This is a genomic window from Pseudomonas segetis, from assembly GCF_900188155.1.
Taxonomy (GTDB): Bacteria; Pseudomonadota; Gammaproteobacteria; order Pseudomonadales; family Pseudomonadaceae; genus Aquipseudomonas; species Aquipseudomonas segetis.
This window is the reverse complement of record NZ_FZOG01000004.1, coordinates 110,892-124,726: the sequence shown is the minus strand read 5'-3', so window position 1 is coordinate 124,726 and position 13,835 is coordinate 110,892. Positions and strand designations below refer to the sequence as shown.

Genomic DNA, 13,835 nt, shown 5'->3' with positions numbered 1-13,835 from the left:
CACCCTGTGATGTTGATTATGAGGAGCTTGCCAGGCGGGCGCTGTCCTCAACGATGCGTGCACAGCCTTGCGCGCGCTCTGGAATATAGGGGTTGCTGGCAGCGACATGCCCGGAAATACCGGGCATGTCGCATGGCAACTGTTAATGCGTGGCCAACAATGGATCACTGATACCCAGGCCATAGATGGCAATCATGGCAATGATGCCGGTCAATAGCACGTAGTACAGCGTAGGCCAGATGGTTTTGCGCAGCGTATTGCCTTCGCGGCCGAGCAGGCCAACGGTAGCCGATGCTGCCACGACGTTATGGATAGCCACCATGTTACCGGCGGCGGCGCCTATGGCTTGCACGGCAACAATCAATGCGCTGGAAAAACCAAGGCTGCTGGCCACGCCGAACTGGAACTGGCTGAACATCATATTGCTGACGGTGTTGGAGCCAGCAATAAATGCGCCCAGGGCGCCGATGCTTGGTGCGAGCAATGGGTAAATCCCGCCAACGCTATCTGCCACCCAGCGCGCCATGACGATTGGCATGCTGCCCAGTTCCGCGCCGTTAACCCCTGAGTTGATGAGGATACGCACCATCGGCACTGTGAACAGCAGGACAAAACCCGCGCTGAGCAATACCGAGCTGGACTCTTTTACCGCAGCCGTCAGTTCGCGTACTTTCATGCCGTGCAGGAAGAAGGTTGCCAATACCACGGTAACCAGGATTCCGCCCGGCAGGTACAGTGGCTGGAAGTTAGCGCTGACGCCGGCTTCGCCCAGCAAGTCCGGGAAGTTGATCACCACGGCCTTAAGCGCGTTGCCAACCTCGGGGAATATGCGGCTGATCACCAGCAATACGCCAACCAGCACATAAGGCAACCAGGCGCGCAGCGAGCTCATTGGCTTGCTGGCCAGTTCATCAAGTTTCATTTCGACCGTGCCGATCCACTCGGCAGGCCAGTCTTTGGCCGGGGCAAAATCCCAGCTTGTTTTCGGCACCAGAAAACCCATGCGCGCAGCGCTGGTAACAATCGCCAAGCCGGTAAGGCCACCAATCAGCGATGGGAATTCAGGGCCGAGGAATACACCGGTCAAGGCGTAGGGGATGGTGAAGGCCAGGCCGGCGAAAATCGCAAACGGCAGTACTTCCAAGCCGGCTTTCCAGCTTTTTTCCCGACCGAAGAAGCGGGTCAGCATCATCGCCATAAAGAGCGGCATCACAGTGCCGACAATGGCATGGATGATTGCCACTTCGCTGGTGATCAACTGCAGGAACTGCGCCCAGGATGAGCCTTGCTCCAGCAGTTGTGCGCCAATCGCATGGCTGTCCAACCCGGTGCTGACACCGACAATAATCGGCGTGCCGACGGCACCGAATGACACGGGTGTGCTTTGCACCAGCATGCCCATCAGCACAGCGGCCATGGCTGGGAACCCAATGGCAACCAGCAGTGGCGCGGCAATCGCCGCCGGCGTGCCAAAGCCTGATGCGCCTTCGATAAAGCAGCCAAACAGCCAGGCGATGATGATCGCCTGAATGCGGCGGTCGGGGCTGATGGTGGCAAACCCGGCGCGGATCGCGGTGATGCCGCCAGAATGCTTGAGTGTGTTGAGCAGCAAGATCGCGCCGAAGATGATCCACAGCAGGCCAAGAGTGATCAGCAGGCCTTGCAGGGTTGAGGCCAGGATGCGGGTGAAGCTCATGTCCCAGGCCAGCAAACCGACCGCGGCAGTCAGCAGGTAAACCAAAGGCATGGCCCGTTTAGCTGGCCAGCGCAGGCCGATCAGCAAAATGGCAGCGAGCAAAATAGGCGAGAAAGCGAGTAAAGCGAGTACACCGGAAGTCATCTGTAATCTCCGCTCAGTAGCGCGTAGGTGTGACATGGAGGTGCGAGCGAAGCTGGCTGTTCAGAGCAGCAAAACATGACGAACCTCAAAAGTTATTGTTATTAAAAATTCGATAAATTGGTAATACCAATTTACAAAATGTAGCGCTCAGGTTAAAAGTAGTAGGCTTGGCTGTCAAACCGCGAGATTAAGACTTTGGTCGGATGGCCTGCTGTTGTGCGGCTGTGGGCCAGGATATAGGCTTGTTTCTTCGCACTGTTCCAAGTGACGAATGGTCAAACCATTGAGGGTTAGTTATGGAAGTTGGGCCTTTGCGCCAGCGTCGCCTCAGCGACGACATCGTGGCGCAACTGGAAACCATGATTCTTGAAGGATCGCTGAAGGTTGGCGAGCGTCTTCCGGCTGAGCGCGTGCTGGCCGAGCGGTTCGGTGTCTCGCGGCCGTCCCTGCGTGAGGCTATCCAGAAGCTGGTTGCCAAGGGGTTGCTGGTCAGTCGTCAAGGCGGCGGTAACTATGTGGCGCAAACACTGGGCTCGACCTTCAGTGATCCATTGCTGCTGCTGATGGAGAGCAATCCCGAGGCGCAGCGCGACCTGCTTGAGTTTCGCCATACCCTGGAAGGTTCCTGTGCCTATTACGCCGCGCTACGCGCGACCGAGCTCGACCTTGAACGCTTGAAGAGTGCCTTCGATGCTCTACAGGATTGCTATAACCGCAGTGGCAAGGTGACCCGAGCCGAAGAGGGGGCTGCCGATGCGCAGTTTCACCTGGCTATCGCCGAAGCCAGTCACAATGCGGTGCTGCTGCATACCATTCGCGGCCTGTTTGATTTGCTCAAGCGCAACGTTGTGACCAATATCGGCGGAATGTATGAGCAGCGCAGCGAAACCCGGGACATGCTGATCAACCAGCACCGGGCGTTGTATGAGGCGATTATTGGCGGGCGTGCGGATGATGCGCGGGCGTTGTCCAATCAGCACATTGATTACGTGCAGGAAGTCCTTGCCGAGGTGCAGCAGCAAGTTCAGCGCGAGGCCAGGGCGCAGCGCCGTTCGACGCGCCATCCCTAGACCGGCGCCGAGCCGGGCAAGTCGCGGTCATTGAGAGCCGCGTTTTACTCTTTGCCCTTGGTGCGCATGGCGCGCTGAACTTCACGGTCGGCATCACGTGCTTTCTCGGTGTGCCGCTTGTCGAAGTCTTTCTTGCCCTTCACCAGCGCAATGGTGCACTTGACCAGATGGGCCTTCCACTGGATCGACAAGGCAACGCAGGTATAGCCCTTCTGGTTGACCGCGCCGAACAGCTTCTCCAGCTCGCGCTTGTTGAGCAATAGCTTGCGGGTGCGTGTCGGGTCTGCAATCACATGGGTGCTTGCAGTGGTCAGCGGGGTGATGTGGCAACCCATCAGCCAAGCTTCATCGTTTTTCAACAGCACATAGCTGTCGGTCAACTGGGCTTTGCCGGCACGCATGCTTTTCACTTCCCAGCCAGCGAGCGCGAGCCCGGCTTCGAACTTGGTTTCGATGAAATAGTCATGCAGCGCTTTTTTGTTAAGCGCGATGGTGTTTTCGCTCTGTTTCTTTTGTTTAGCCATAGGCGGCGCATTATAGGGAGTCACACGCGCTCGCGCTATCTGCTGATGCATGACAATTGATTAATTGATTGCCTCGCATTGCATCCATTCCTCGGCGCGCGTGCCATGTGAGCTTGAGCCGCCCCGCGTTATCTCGGACAATGCGCGATCTTTTTTAATCCGCACAACAGGCTAGCCGCACATGGCAAACGATAAAGTCTCGATTCACGGCGCCTGGGCCAGCCGCTGGGTGTTTATTCTGGCCGCCACCGGGTCGGCGGTTGGATTGGGCAATATCTGGAAATTCCCCTACATGACCGGCCTTTACGGTGGCGGTGCCTTTGTGGCCATGTATCTGGTGTGCATCGCCCTGGTTGGACTGCCAATCATGCTGGCTGAAACCCTGATCGGTCGTCGTGGCCGGCAAAGCCCGGTCAATTCCATGCGCAGCCTGGCCAAAGAGTCTGGCGGTTCGCGTTATTGGTCAGTCGCAGCGGTGATCGGCATGGTTGCGGCGTTACTGATCCTGTCGTTCTACAGCGTGGTTGCAGGCTGGTCGCTGGATTACATCATTGGCATGGGGCAGGGTAATTTCTCCGGCATCAGCGCTGAGGGGGCTGGCGCTGCATTTGGCGGCCTGACGGATAACCCGTGGCGCCTGACGCTGTGGCATACGCTGTTTATGCTTGGCACTGGCTTTGTCATCGCCAAGGGCGTTGTGGCCGGGCTTGAGCGCAGCTTGCGGATCATGATGCCTATGCTGTTTGTATTGCTGCTGATCCTGCTCGTCTACAGCTTTACCACCGGGCATTTCATGCAAGGCTTCCACTTCCTGTTTCACTTTGATCCCAGCAAGGTCCAGGGCGGGATTCTTGCCGCGATGGGGCATGCCTTCTTCACGCTCAGCGTGGGTGTGGGTTCGATCATGGTGTACGGCTCGTACATGCCGAAAAAGTCTTCGATTGGAGCAACGGTGCTCACGGTCGGGTTGCTTGATACCCTGGTCGCGCTCACCGCTGGCCTGGCGCTTTTCCCTATAGTGTTTGCCGCCGGGCTTGAGCCGGGTGGTGGGCCGGGGCTGATGTTCGTCACCTTGCCGATTGCCTTTGGCAATGTGGCGTTCGGACAGGTCATGGGTCTGGTGTTTTTTGTATTGGTCACCCTGGCTGCCTGGAGTTCGTCTATTTCCATGCTCGAGCCGGCAGTTGCCTACTTTGTCGAGCGTACCGGGCGCAGTCGCACGGCGGTGACCAGCATGCTGGCTGTGTTCTGCTGGGTTGTGGGCATGGGGACAGTGCTATCGTTCAATATCGGCGCCGATGCCAAGTTCTTTGTATTTGCCAATGACGGCTTCCACCTGTTCCAGTGGGGCGCAGAAGGTGGCAAGAACTTCTTCGAGGGCATCGATTACCTGACCAGCCGTATCTTGCTGCCCATCGGTGGCCTGGCGTTCGCCATGTTTGCAGGCTGGGTCATGACTCGCGACTCGGTGCGCGATGAGTTATCGATCAAAAGCCCGCTGCTGTTCAACATGGCCTTGTGGTTGATTCGCGTCGTGGCACCTATTGGTGTTTTGATTGTGTTTGTTGCTGAACTGACTAAGTGAGAATTATGTTCGTGTTGCATGAAGTCGCAGATTTATGAGTACGCATATTCAACGTTCGGCGTTGTTGCCTTATCCGGCAGGGGCGCTGTACGACTTGGTCAATGACGTGGCGAGCTACCCAGAGTTCCTGCCCTGGTGCTCCGCCAGTGAGGTGCTTGAAGTCACCGACGAGCTGATGGTCGCCAGTCTTGAAGTGGCCAAGGCCGGCTTCAGCCAGCGCTTTGTCACGCGCAATACCCTGATCCCGGGGCAGTCGATCGAGTTGAACCTTGAAGATGGCCCGTTCAACCATTTTCATGGACGTTGGGAGTTCAAGGCTCTGGGCGACAAGGCCTGTAAAATCAGTCTTGATCTGACCTTTGACTACGCCGGCTCCATTGTCCGCGCAACCCTTGGACCGCTGTTCAACCAGGCCGCCAACACCCTGGTCGATGCGTTCTGCCAGCGGGCCAAGAACTTATATGGATAATCCGTCCCATGGATAGCAAAACCATTGCGGTCGAAGTGGTGTATGCCCTGGCTGATAAGCAAAAGCTGCTGAGATTGAGCCTGCCGTACGGCACCACCATGCGCCAGGCAGCGGAGATGTCGGGTATGCAGGCGCATTTTCCGGGCCTCGATCTAGCCAATAGCCCATTGGGCATCTTTGGCAAGGCCGTGGCCAAGCCTGAAGAGCGTGTGATGGAGGAGGGGGAGCGAGTTGAAATCTACCGCCCGCTTATTGCCGACCCCAAGGAGGTGCGCAAGCAGCGTGCCGCCAAAGCAGCCAAGGCCAAGACCAGGGACTAGGTACGGCATCACCTGTCAGCGCTCGACACGCAGGCCCCTGGGGAGATGATAAAAGTCTTGCCTGTGTGCCCAGCAATAAAAAAACCGGTTTTCACCGGTTTTTTTATTGCTGGCAGCTGGAGACCCTTATTCGGTATCCAGTGGCTCAGGTGTCGGCACGGCAGCAGGCTCCGCACTGTCGACGTCATTCTGGATCTGCTCCAGGAGCGAGCCAGGTGCCGGTGGCGCTTCGTCAACTTGCGGCGTGTCCTTTTGCGGCTGCTCTTCGCTGCCGTCAGCAGGCGTGACTGTCGTCGCAGGCTCGTCGCCCATGATTTCCTGGTCACGGCTGACGCCTGGCATAAAGTCGCCGGCTAAGCCTATAAGCTGGTCGTTGTCGTCAAACATCAGACTCACGCGTTCTTGCAAGCGCTGACGACCACCCGGTTGCATGCTGTACAGGTAATCCCAGCGATTTGCATGGAAGGTATCTGTGATCAGCGGGTTGCCCATGATAAACCGCACTTGTTTGCGGGTCATTCCTGGGCGCAACTGGTCTATCATGTCTTGTGTGACGACATTGCCCTGTTGAATGTCGATTTTATAAACCCCGGGGAATGAACAACCGGCGAGTGCGATGAGCCCCGTAAAGGTGAGGCTGGTCAGCAGGAGCTTGGTTTTTTGCATCGGTGCGTGACTTCCACTATCTTGGCTGGGCAACGTAAACCCCGATCATACCCGTAATAAGGGAAGCTGCGAAACCGCTTCCTCGAGAAAGCAGACCATGGTTGAAAATAACGAACTACGCAAGGTTGGCCTGAAAGTAACCCTACCACGGGTGAAAATCCTGCAAATGCTGGATTCTGCAGGTCAGCGCCACATGAGTGCAGAGGATGTCTACAAATCGCTGATGGAGGCGGGTGAGGACGTTGGTTTGGCCACTGTTTACCGGGTGTTGACGCAATTTGAGGCCGCAGGCCTGGTTGTTCGTCATAACTTCGATGGCGGCCATGCAGTGTTTGAACTAGCCGATGGCGGCCACCATGACCATATGGTTTGTGTGGATTCTGGCGAGGTGATCGAGTTTGTCGACTCCGAGATTGAAAAGCGTCAAAAAGAAATTGTAAGCGAGCATGGCTTTGAGCTCGTAGACCACAATCTAGTGCTCTACGTACGTAAAAAACGTTGATAGATCTTCCGGGGCAACCCTGAAGCTCCTTGCCTGGTGCGATTTGTTCGCGTCGTGATGCAAAAAAGGCGACCCGTTGGTCGCCTTTTTTATGGACTGAGTGCACTCAGGCTTGGGCGCTGCTGACCATTTGTCGGGCGTGTGCGATGGATTCATCGGTCAGGTCGACGCCGCCGAGCATCCGGGCGATCTCTTCAATACGTTGATCGTTGCTCAATTTGCTCACTGCGGTGCGAGTGGCGTCATTGCCACGCGCCTTGTGCACGAACAGATGCTGGTGCCCCTGCGCCGCAACCTGTGGCAGATGGGTGACGGTCAGAACTTGCCCGCGATCGCCCAGGCGGCGCAGTAGCTGGCCGACGACCTCGGCAGTCGGGCCGCCAATGCCCACGTCAACTTCGTCGAATACCAGGGTTGGTACCCGTGACGTTTGCGCGGTGATGACTTGGATGGCCAGGCTGATACGGGAGAGCTCGCCGCCCGAAGCTACTTTGGCCAGGGCCTTGAGTGGCTGGCCCGGGTTGGCGCTGACCAGAAACTCAACCTGCTCCAAACCGTTGACCTGCGGTTCGGGGCTGCTGCTGGCATGCAGCTGGATGCTAAAGCGTCCACCGGGCATGCCGAGGGTTTGCATTTCCTTTTGGACCGCCTTGCCGAGCTTGTCGGCACCTTTGTTGCGCAGGCGGCTGAGCTCTGCGGCTTTTTCCTGATAATGGCGCTCGAATGCGCTGAGTTCCTCGCTCAGGCGCTCTGCTGCCTGGTCGTCGGCGTTGAGGGTTTCGATTTCATCGAACAGCTGTTGCTGCATGTGCGGCAGCTGGTCGGGCTGGATCCGGTGTTTGCGCGCCAGTGTATAGATAGCATCGAGGCGTTCTTCGAGGGTTTGCAGGCGCTCCGGGTCGGCATCGAAATGATCAATAAAGCGATTGAGTTCGCCAACGGCTTCTTCGACTTGAATCTGGGCATTGGCGAGCATATTACTGGCTTCTGTCAGCGCCCCGGGCTGGCCCTGGAAACTGCTCAGACGGTTGAGGCTGCCTGTGAGGGCTGACAGTACGTTGCCTGCGTCGCTCTCGCTGCAAAGCTCCAATACCTGGCGGCAGGCGCTGAGCAGGCTTTCGGCGTTGGTCAGGTTCTTGTGCTCCTGCTCAAGTTGCTCCAGTTCGTTGTCGACCAGGCCCAGGTTGTCCAGTTCTTCGAGTTGGTAGCTGAGCAACTGGTGGCGCGCGCGTTGTTCATCGCCGATGCTGGAAATGCGTTCCAGCTCGTTCCGGGTTTGTTTCCAGCGTTGTGCTGCCAGTGATACCTGGCGAGCCAGTTCCTGGCTGCCGGCAAACTCATCGAGCAGGCGGCGATGGGTTTCAGCCTTGAGCAGTGATTGATGCTCGTGTTGGCTGTGAATATCAATCAGTAGCTCGCCAAGGGCCTTCAGGTCGGCCTGGGGGCAGGGTGATCCATTGATGTAGCCACGTGAGCGGCCTTCTGCGGTGATCACCCGGCGTAAAATGCAGGGGCCGTCATTGTCCAGGTCGCGCTCTGCCAGCCAGGCGCGGGCCTCGGGGATGTCATCAAGGTCGAAGCTGGCGAGGATGTCGGCCTTGTCTGCGCCGGGACGCACGACGCCGCTGTCTGCACGGTCGCCCAGGGTCAGGCCGAGTGCGTCGAGCATGATCGACTTGCCTGCACCTGTCTCGCCGCTGATTACGCTCATGCCGCGCTCCAGCTCTAGATCGAGATGCTCAACGATTGCGTAATTGTGTACGGACAGGTGCACCAGCATGGTGAGGTCTCCGAGGTGTTTGATATGGTTATTTATACAGTAGTTTTTTCGTTGCTGGCAATATCCTTGTGCGGCCTGTGTTTAATCTTGGTATTTGCGGGCGTTTTGCCCTTGAAGCAGTAAAAACCGCCCCCATATAAGGGGCAGAAGCGTGAATTAAGACTTACGCCGGTTATTTAGAGGAGAAATGAGGCATGGCTGACGAACAGACCCTGGATACGCAGATTCCCGAGGCAGAAGCAGCAGTGGATGCCACGCCGGGTGATGAGTTGGCTGCTCGCGTGCAAACGCTGGAAGAGCAGTTGGCTACTGCGCAGGATCAATCGCTGCGCATGGCTGCTGATTTGCAAAACGTACGCCGTCGTGCAGATCAGGATGTTGAGAAGGCACACAAGTTTGCCTTGGAGAAGTTTGCCAACGACCTGCTACCGGTTGTCGACAGTCTGGAACGCGGCCTTGAGCTGTCGAGCCCGGACGATGAGGCGATCAAGGCAGTGCGTGAAGGCATGGAGTTAACCCTCAAGTTGTTCCGTGACACGCTGTCGCGCTACCAGTTGGAAGCGATTGATCCGCATGGCCAGCCGTTCAACCCGGAGTTGCACCAGGCAATGGCGATGCAGGAAAGCGAGACCCTGGAGCCAAACAGTGTGATCCAGGTGTTCCAGAAGGGTTACCAGTTGCACGGTCGTTTGTTGCGTCCAGCGATGGTTGTAGTGAGCAAGGCGCCCGCCGCTCCGACACCATCAATCGATGAAAAGGCTTGAAATTAATTTTTAAGCCCCCATTAAACAACCAAGCGTTTTAGTGCTAGCGCAACTGTCTTAGAGCCAGTGCGCAATTATCAAAGTTTCGGGAGAGTAAACATGGGTAAAATTATCGGTATTGACCTGGGGACAACCAACTCCTGCGTCTCCGTTCTTGAAAACGGCAAAGCTAAAGTTATTGAAAACGCCGAAGGCGCGCGCACCACTCCATCGATCATTGCTTATGCAAACGATGGCGAAATCCTGGTGGGCCAGTCGGCCAAGCGTCAAGCAGTGACCAATCCGCATAACACCCTGTACGCGGTCAAGCGTTTGATTGGTCGTCGTTTTGACGAAGAAGTTGTACAGAAAGATATCCAGATGGTGCCGTACAAAATTGTCAAAGCTGACAATGCGGACGCCTGGGTTGAAGTAAACGATCAGAAAATGGCGCCGCCACAGATCTCGGCTGAAATCTTGAAAAAGATGAAGAAGACTGCCGAAGACTATCTGGGTGAAGCGGTCACTGAAGCCGTGATCACTGTTCCGGCCTACTTCAACGACAGTCAGCGTCAGGCGACCAAAGATGCCGGCCGTATTGCGGGTCTGGACGTCAAGCGCATCATCAACGAACCAACCGCAGCCGCTCTGGCCTACGGTATGGACAAGGCCAAGGGTGACCACACTGTCATCGTTTATGACTTGGGTGGTGGTACGTTCGACGTTTCGGTTATCGAAATTGCCGAAGTTGATGGCGAGCACCAGTTCGAAGTGTTGGCGACCAACGGCGACACCTTCCTCGGTGGTGAGGACTTCGATATTCGTTTGATCGACTACCTCGTCGACGAATTCAAGAAAGAAAGCGGCATGAACCTCAAAGGTGATCCGCTGGCCATGCAGCGCCTGAAGGAAGCTGCCGAGAAGGCCAAGATCGAGCTGTCCTCGAGCCAGCAGACTGACGTAAACCTGCCGTACATCACCGCAGATGCGTCCGGTCCTAAGCACTTGAACGTGAAGATCTCGCGCTCCAAGCTCGAGTCGCTGGTTGAAGACCTTGTTCAGCGCACCATCGAACCTTGCCGCATGGCGTTGAAAGACGCAGGCGTTGATGTCGGTGCGATCAACGACGTGATCCTGGTCGGTGGCCAGACTCGCATGCCGTTGGTACAGAAGTTGGTAACTGACTTCTTCGGTAAAGAAGCTCGCAAGGACGTCAACCCGGACGAAGCTGTTGCCATGGGCGCGGCAATTCAGGGTGCGGTTCTGGCTGGCGACGTCAAGGACGTGCTGCTGCTCGACGTATCGCCTCTGACCCTGGGTATCGAAACCATGGGCGGTGTGATGACTGCCTTGATCGAGAAAAACACCACGATTCCGACCAAGAAGTCGCAAGTGTTCTCGACTGCTGATGACAACCAGAGCGCGGTGACTATTCACGTGCTGCAGGGCGAGCGCAAGCAAGCTTCGCAGAACAAGTCGCTGGGCAAGTTCGATCTGGCCGAGATTCCACCAGCTCCACGTGGCGTGCCGCAGATCGAAGTAACCTTCGACATCGATGCCAACGGTATCCTGCACGTAGGCGCCAAAGACAAGGCGACTGGCAAGACTCAGTCGATCGTGATCAAGGCTAACTCGGGTCTGTCCGAGGAAGAAATCGAGCAAATGGTGCGTGATGCCGAAGCCAATGCCGAGGAAGATCGCAAGTTTGAAGAGCTGGCCACTGCACGTAACCAGGGCGACCAACTGGTTCACGCAACCCGCAAAATGATCACCGAGGCTGGCGACAAGGCCACCGAGGAAGAAAAAGCGACTATCGAGAAAGCCATTGGCGAACTCGAAGTTGCAGTCAAAGGCGACAGCAAGGAAGAGATCGACGCCAAGGTGGCGGCACTCTCGGAAGCGACTGCACCACTGGCGCAGAAGATGTATGCCGAGCAGCCACAGCCTGGTGCTGAAGCCCAGCCAGAAGGCAATGATCAAGGCGCTGCCGATGACGTTGTTGATGCTGAGTTTGAAGAAGTTAAAGACAACAAGTAAGCGCAAGCTTGCTAGGCGCATCCTTGGTGGTTTCAACGATGCGTTAAGGCTCCAGCCGGTTGTGGCGTGAGTCACAACCTGTATGATCCGCCGCGCGGGAGCTTGCTCCCGCGTTGGCGTGTCTGGAGGGAATGATTTGCAAGGCGTTAATCAGAGACGCAGGTGCGATAGCTTTTTAACGATTTGTTCGAGGTGTTGAGGATTTATGTCTAAACGTGACTATTACGAGGTGCTCGGTGTTGAGCGCGGCGCCAGCGAAGCTGAGCTGAAGAAAGCTTACCGACGCCTGGCGATGAAGCATCACCCGGACCGTAATCCTGACGATAAAGTCTCGGAAGAAAAGTTCAAGGAAGCCAACGAGGCTTACGAAGTCCTGTCCGATTCGAGCAAGCGCGCCGCCTACGATCAGTACGGCCATGCCGGTGTTGATCCAAGCATGGGTGGCGCTGGTGCTGGTGGTGCAGGCTTTGGCGGTGCCAACTTCTCCGATATTTTCGGTGATGTATTCAGCGACTTCTTCGGCGGTGCGGCGGGAGCTGGCGGCCGGGGGCGTGGTGGTGCACAGCGCGGCAGCGATTTGCGCTACACCCTTGAGCTGGATCTTGAAGAAGCCGTGCGCGGCACTACCGTGACCATTCGCGTGCCGACGCTGGCAAACTGCAAGACCTGCGATGGCTCCGGCGCGAAGAAGGGCACGACGCCTGTGACCTGTACCACCTGTGGCGGTATCGGCCAGGTGCGCATGCAGCAGGGCTTCTTCTCGGTGCAGCAAACCTGTCCGCGCTGTAACGGCAGCGGCAAGATGATTACTGATCCATGTGATTCTTGTCATGGCCAGGGCCGTGTAGAAGAGCACAAGACCTTGTCGGTCAAGGTTCCGGCGGGTGTTGATACTGGTGATCGTATCCGGCTCTCGGGCGAGGGCGAAGCGGGCGCGATGGGTGGTCCGGCAGGTGACCTGTACGTTGTGGTGAATGTGCGCGAGCACGCGATTTTCCAGCGTGATGGCAAGCATTTGTATTGTGAAGTGCCAATCAGCTTTGCTGATGCGGCCTTGGGCGGTGAGCTTGAAGTGCCGACGCTGGATGGTCGGGTCAAGCTGAAGATTCCTGAAGGCACCCAGACCGGCAAGTTGTTCCGCCTGCGCGGCAAGGGCGTTGCCCCGGTACGTGGCGGTGGCGCTGGTGACTTGATGTGCCGTGTCGCGGTTGAGACACCGGTGCACCTGGATCGCCGTCAGCGTGAGCTGCTTGAGGAGTTCCGCAAGTCGATAGACGGCGACAGCTCGCACTCCCCCAAGGCCAATGGCTGGTTTGAGGGTGTTAAGCGTTTCTTTGGCGACCTGTAACTCTGTCGCTGGTATTGAAAAAGCTGCTTAATGTGCAGGTTTACCCAGTAAACTGCGGGTTAAGCGGCTTTTTCGTTTGAGCAGCATCCGCGCAGGAGCTGGTCTCGTAGGTTTTCAGTTTGGAGTGGTTGGATATGCAACGTATTGCTGTGATGGGCGCCGCCGGGCGTATGGGCAAAACCCTGATTGAAGCGGTGTCGCAGGCTGATGGCGCTAGCCTGAGTGCTGCTGTCGATCGTCCGGATAGTAGTCTGGTTGGCGCTGATGTCGGCGAATTGGTTGCATTGGGCAAGATCGGCGTGCAGTTGTCTGGCGACTTAAGCAGTGTCGTTGATGATTTCGACGTGTTGATCGATTTCACCCATCCAACGGTCACCCTGAAAAACCTCGAAATCTGCCGCCAGGCCGGTAAGGCGATGATCATCGGCACTACCGGGTTCAGCGTCGAAGAAAAGCAATTGCTCAGCGAAGCGGGCAAGCAGATTCCCATTGTGTTCGCGGCAAATTTCAGCGTGGGTGTGAACCTGTGCCTGAAGCTGCTCGACACCGCAGCGCGGGTGCTGGGTGACGAGGTTGATATCGAGATCATCGAGGCGCATCACCGGCACAAGGTGGACGCACCCTCTGGAACTGCGGTGCGCATGGGCGAGGTTGTCGCCAGTGCGCTGGGGCGTGACCTGCAGAAGGTCGCCGTTTATGGTCGTGAAGGCCAGACGGGTGCCCGTGATCGTGAAACCATCGGTTTTGCCACTGTGCGCGCTGGTGACGTGGTGGGCGACCACACGGTCCTGTTTGCCGCAGAAGGCGAGCGCGTCGAGATTACCCACAAGGCATCCAGCCGCATGACCTTCGCCAAGGGCGCCGTTCGGGCAGCTTTGTGGCTGCAGGGCAAGCCGGCAAAACTTTACGATATGCAGGATGTGCTGGAGCTTAACTAGGCGCTTTGGCGGG

The 13,835-nt window shown here is 56.9% G+C and carries 13 protein-coding genes; 9 read left to right on the top strand and 4 right to left on the bottom strand.

What is annotated here, in order from left to right; all coding sequences use genetic code 11:
* Positions 1–142: 142 nt before the first annotated feature.
* Positions 143–1,840: an L-lactate permease gene (locus tag CHB79_RS14465; protein WP_089360441.1), complete on the bottom strand. Its 1,698-nt coding sequence runs from the start codon at positions 1,838–1,840 to the stop codon at positions 143–145.
* 296 nt (positions 1,841–2,136) lie between these two features.
* Here CHB79_RS14465 and CHB79_RS14460 point away from each other — a divergent pair, with 296 nt between their 5' ends.
* A complete protein-coding gene (locus tag CHB79_RS14460; protein WP_089360440.1) occupies positions 2,137–2,910 on the top strand; it encodes an FCD domain-containing protein in 774 nt (257 codons plus the stop codon).
* 44 nt (positions 2,911–2,954) lie between these two features.
* Here CHB79_RS14460 and smpB read toward each other — a convergent pair whose 3' ends face one another.
* Positions 2,955–3,434, bottom strand: coding sequence for an SsrA-binding protein SmpB (gene smpB / locus CHB79_RS14455; protein WP_010487528.1), 480 nt, complete (start codon positions 3,432–3,434; stop codon positions 2,955–2,957).
* Positions 3,435–3,615: 181 nt separating this feature from the next.
* Between smpB and CHB79_RS14450 the strand changes: the two genes are divergently transcribed.
* The 3 genes from CHB79_RS14450 to CHB79_RS14440 are packed head-to-tail and all read left to right on the top strand — an operon-like array spanning position 3,616 to position 5,808.
* Positions 3,616–5,019, top strand: a complete 1,404-nt coding sequence (locus CHB79_RS14450; protein ID WP_089360439.1) for a sodium-dependent transporter — start codon at positions 3,616–3,618, stop codon at positions 5,017–5,019.
* Positions 5,020–5,053: 34 nt separating this feature from the next.
* A complete protein-coding gene (locus CHB79_RS14445) occupies positions 5,054–5,488 on the top strand; it encodes a type II toxin-antitoxin system RatA family toxin (RefSeq protein WP_089360438.1) in 435 nt (144 codons plus the stop codon).
* A gap of 8 nt (positions 5,489–5,496) precedes the next feature.
* Positions 5,497–5,808, top strand: a complete 312-nt coding sequence (locus CHB79_RS14440) for an RnfH family protein (protein ID WP_089360437.1) — start codon at positions 5,497–5,499, stop codon at positions 5,806–5,808.
* A gap of 126 nt (positions 5,809–5,934) precedes the next feature.
* Here the strand turns inward: CHB79_RS14440 and CHB79_RS14435 are convergent, their stop codons facing one another.
* Positions 5,935–6,474, bottom strand: coding sequence for an outer membrane protein assembly factor BamE (locus tag CHB79_RS14435; RefSeq protein ID WP_089360436.1), 540 nt, complete (start codon positions 6,472–6,474; stop codon positions 5,935–5,937).
* A 97-nt stretch (positions 6,475–6,571) separates the two neighbouring features.
* Between CHB79_RS14435 and fur the strand changes: the two genes are divergently transcribed.
* Positions 6,572–6,976: a ferric iron uptake transcriptional regulator gene (gene fur / locus CHB79_RS14430; RefSeq protein ID WP_089360435.1), complete on the top strand. Its 405-nt coding sequence runs from the start codon at positions 6,572–6,574 to the stop codon at positions 6,974–6,976.
* A gap of 106 nt (positions 6,977–7,082) precedes the next feature.
* On the opposite strand, the gene recN is transcribed toward fur, so the two are convergent.
* Positions 7,083–8,756 (bottom strand): DNA repair protein RecN, encoded by a 1,674-nt coding sequence (gene recN, locus CHB79_RS14425; protein ID WP_089360434.1) that lies wholly within the window; start codon positions 8,754–8,756, stop codon positions 7,083–7,085.
* A gap of 194 nt (positions 8,757–8,950) precedes the next feature.
* Between recN and grpE the strand changes: the two genes are divergently transcribed.
* From grpE to dapB, 4 genes are all read left to right on the top strand, one after another.
* The gene (grpE, locus tag CHB79_RS14420) at positions 8,951–9,520 is read left to right on the top strand and encodes a nucleotide exchange factor GrpE (protein WP_010487535.1); all 570 of its coding nucleotides are present in this window, start codon (positions 8,951–8,953) and stop codon (positions 9,518–9,520) included.
* Positions 9,521–9,619: 99 nt separating this feature from the next.
* Positions 9,620–11,536 (top strand): molecular chaperone DnaK, encoded by a 1,917-nt coding sequence (gene dnaK, locus CHB79_RS14415; protein WP_010487536.1) that lies wholly within the window; start codon positions 9,620–9,622, stop codon positions 11,534–11,536.
* Positions 11,537–11,741: 205 nt separating this feature from the next.
* The gene (dnaJ, locus tag CHB79_RS14410) at positions 11,742–12,884 is read left to right on the top strand and encodes a molecular chaperone DnaJ (RefSeq protein WP_089360433.1); all 1,143 of its coding nucleotides are present in this window, start codon (positions 11,742–11,744) and stop codon (positions 12,882–12,884) included.
* Positions 12,885–13,018: 134 nt separating this feature from the next.
* A complete protein-coding gene (dapB, locus tag CHB79_RS14405) occupies positions 13,019–13,822 on the top strand; it encodes a 4-hydroxy-tetrahydrodipicolinate reductase (protein WP_010487538.1) in 804 nt (267 codons plus the stop codon).
* Positions 13,823–13,835: the final 13 nt, after the last annotated feature.

What these genes read in the sequence shown, in the direction of transcription:
- CHB79_RS14435 (WP_089360436.1), bottom strand. Translation starts at nt 6,474, where the DNA reads ATGCAAAAAACCAAGCTCCTGCTGACCAGCCTCACCTTTACGGGGCTC.
- dnaK (WP_010487536.1), top strand. Translation starts at nt 9,620, where the DNA reads ATGGGTAAAATTATCGGTATTGACCTGGGGACAACCAACTCCTGCGTC.
- grpE (WP_010487535.1), top strand. Translation starts at nt 8,951, where the DNA reads ATGGCTGACGAACAGACCCTGGATACGCAGATTCCCGAGGCAGAAGCA.
- CHB79_RS14460 (WP_089360440.1), top strand. Translation starts at nt 2,137, where the DNA reads ATGGAAGTTGGGCCTTTGCGCCAGCGTCGCCTCAGCGACGACATCGTG.
- dapB (WP_010487538.1), top strand. Translation starts at nt 13,019, where the DNA reads ATGCAACGTATTGCTGTGATGGGCGCCGCCGGGCGTATGGGCAAAACC.
- CHB79_RS14465 (WP_089360441.1), bottom strand. Translation starts at nt 1,840, where the DNA reads ATGACTTCCGGTGTACTCGCTTTACTCGCTTTCTCGCCTATTTTGCTC.
- dnaJ (WP_089360433.1), top strand. Translation starts at nt 11,742, where the DNA reads ATGTCTAAACGTGACTATTACGAGGTGCTCGGTGTTGAGCGCGGCGCC.
- CHB79_RS14440 (WP_089360437.1), top strand. Translation starts at nt 5,497, where the DNA reads ATGGATAGCAAAACCATTGCGGTCGAAGTGGTGTATGCCCTGGCTGAT.
- fur (WP_089360435.1), top strand. Translation starts at nt 6,572, where the DNA reads ATGGTTGAAAATAACGAACTACGCAAGGTTGGCCTGAAAGTAACCCTA.
- CHB79_RS14445 (WP_089360438.1), top strand. Translation starts at nt 5,054, where the DNA reads ATGAGTACGCATATTCAACGTTCGGCGTTGTTGCCTTATCCGGCAGGG.
- CHB79_RS14450 (WP_089360439.1), top strand. Translation starts at nt 3,616, where the DNA reads ATGGCAAACGATAAAGTCTCGATTCACGGCGCCTGGGCCAGCCGCTGG.
- smpB (WP_010487528.1), bottom strand. Translation starts at nt 3,434, where the DNA reads ATGGCTAAACAAAAGAAACAGAGCGAAAACACCATCGCGCTTAACAAA.
- recN (WP_089360434.1), bottom strand. Translation starts at nt 8,756, where the DNA reads ATGCTGGTGCACCTGTCCGTACACAATTACGCAATCGTTGAGCATCTC.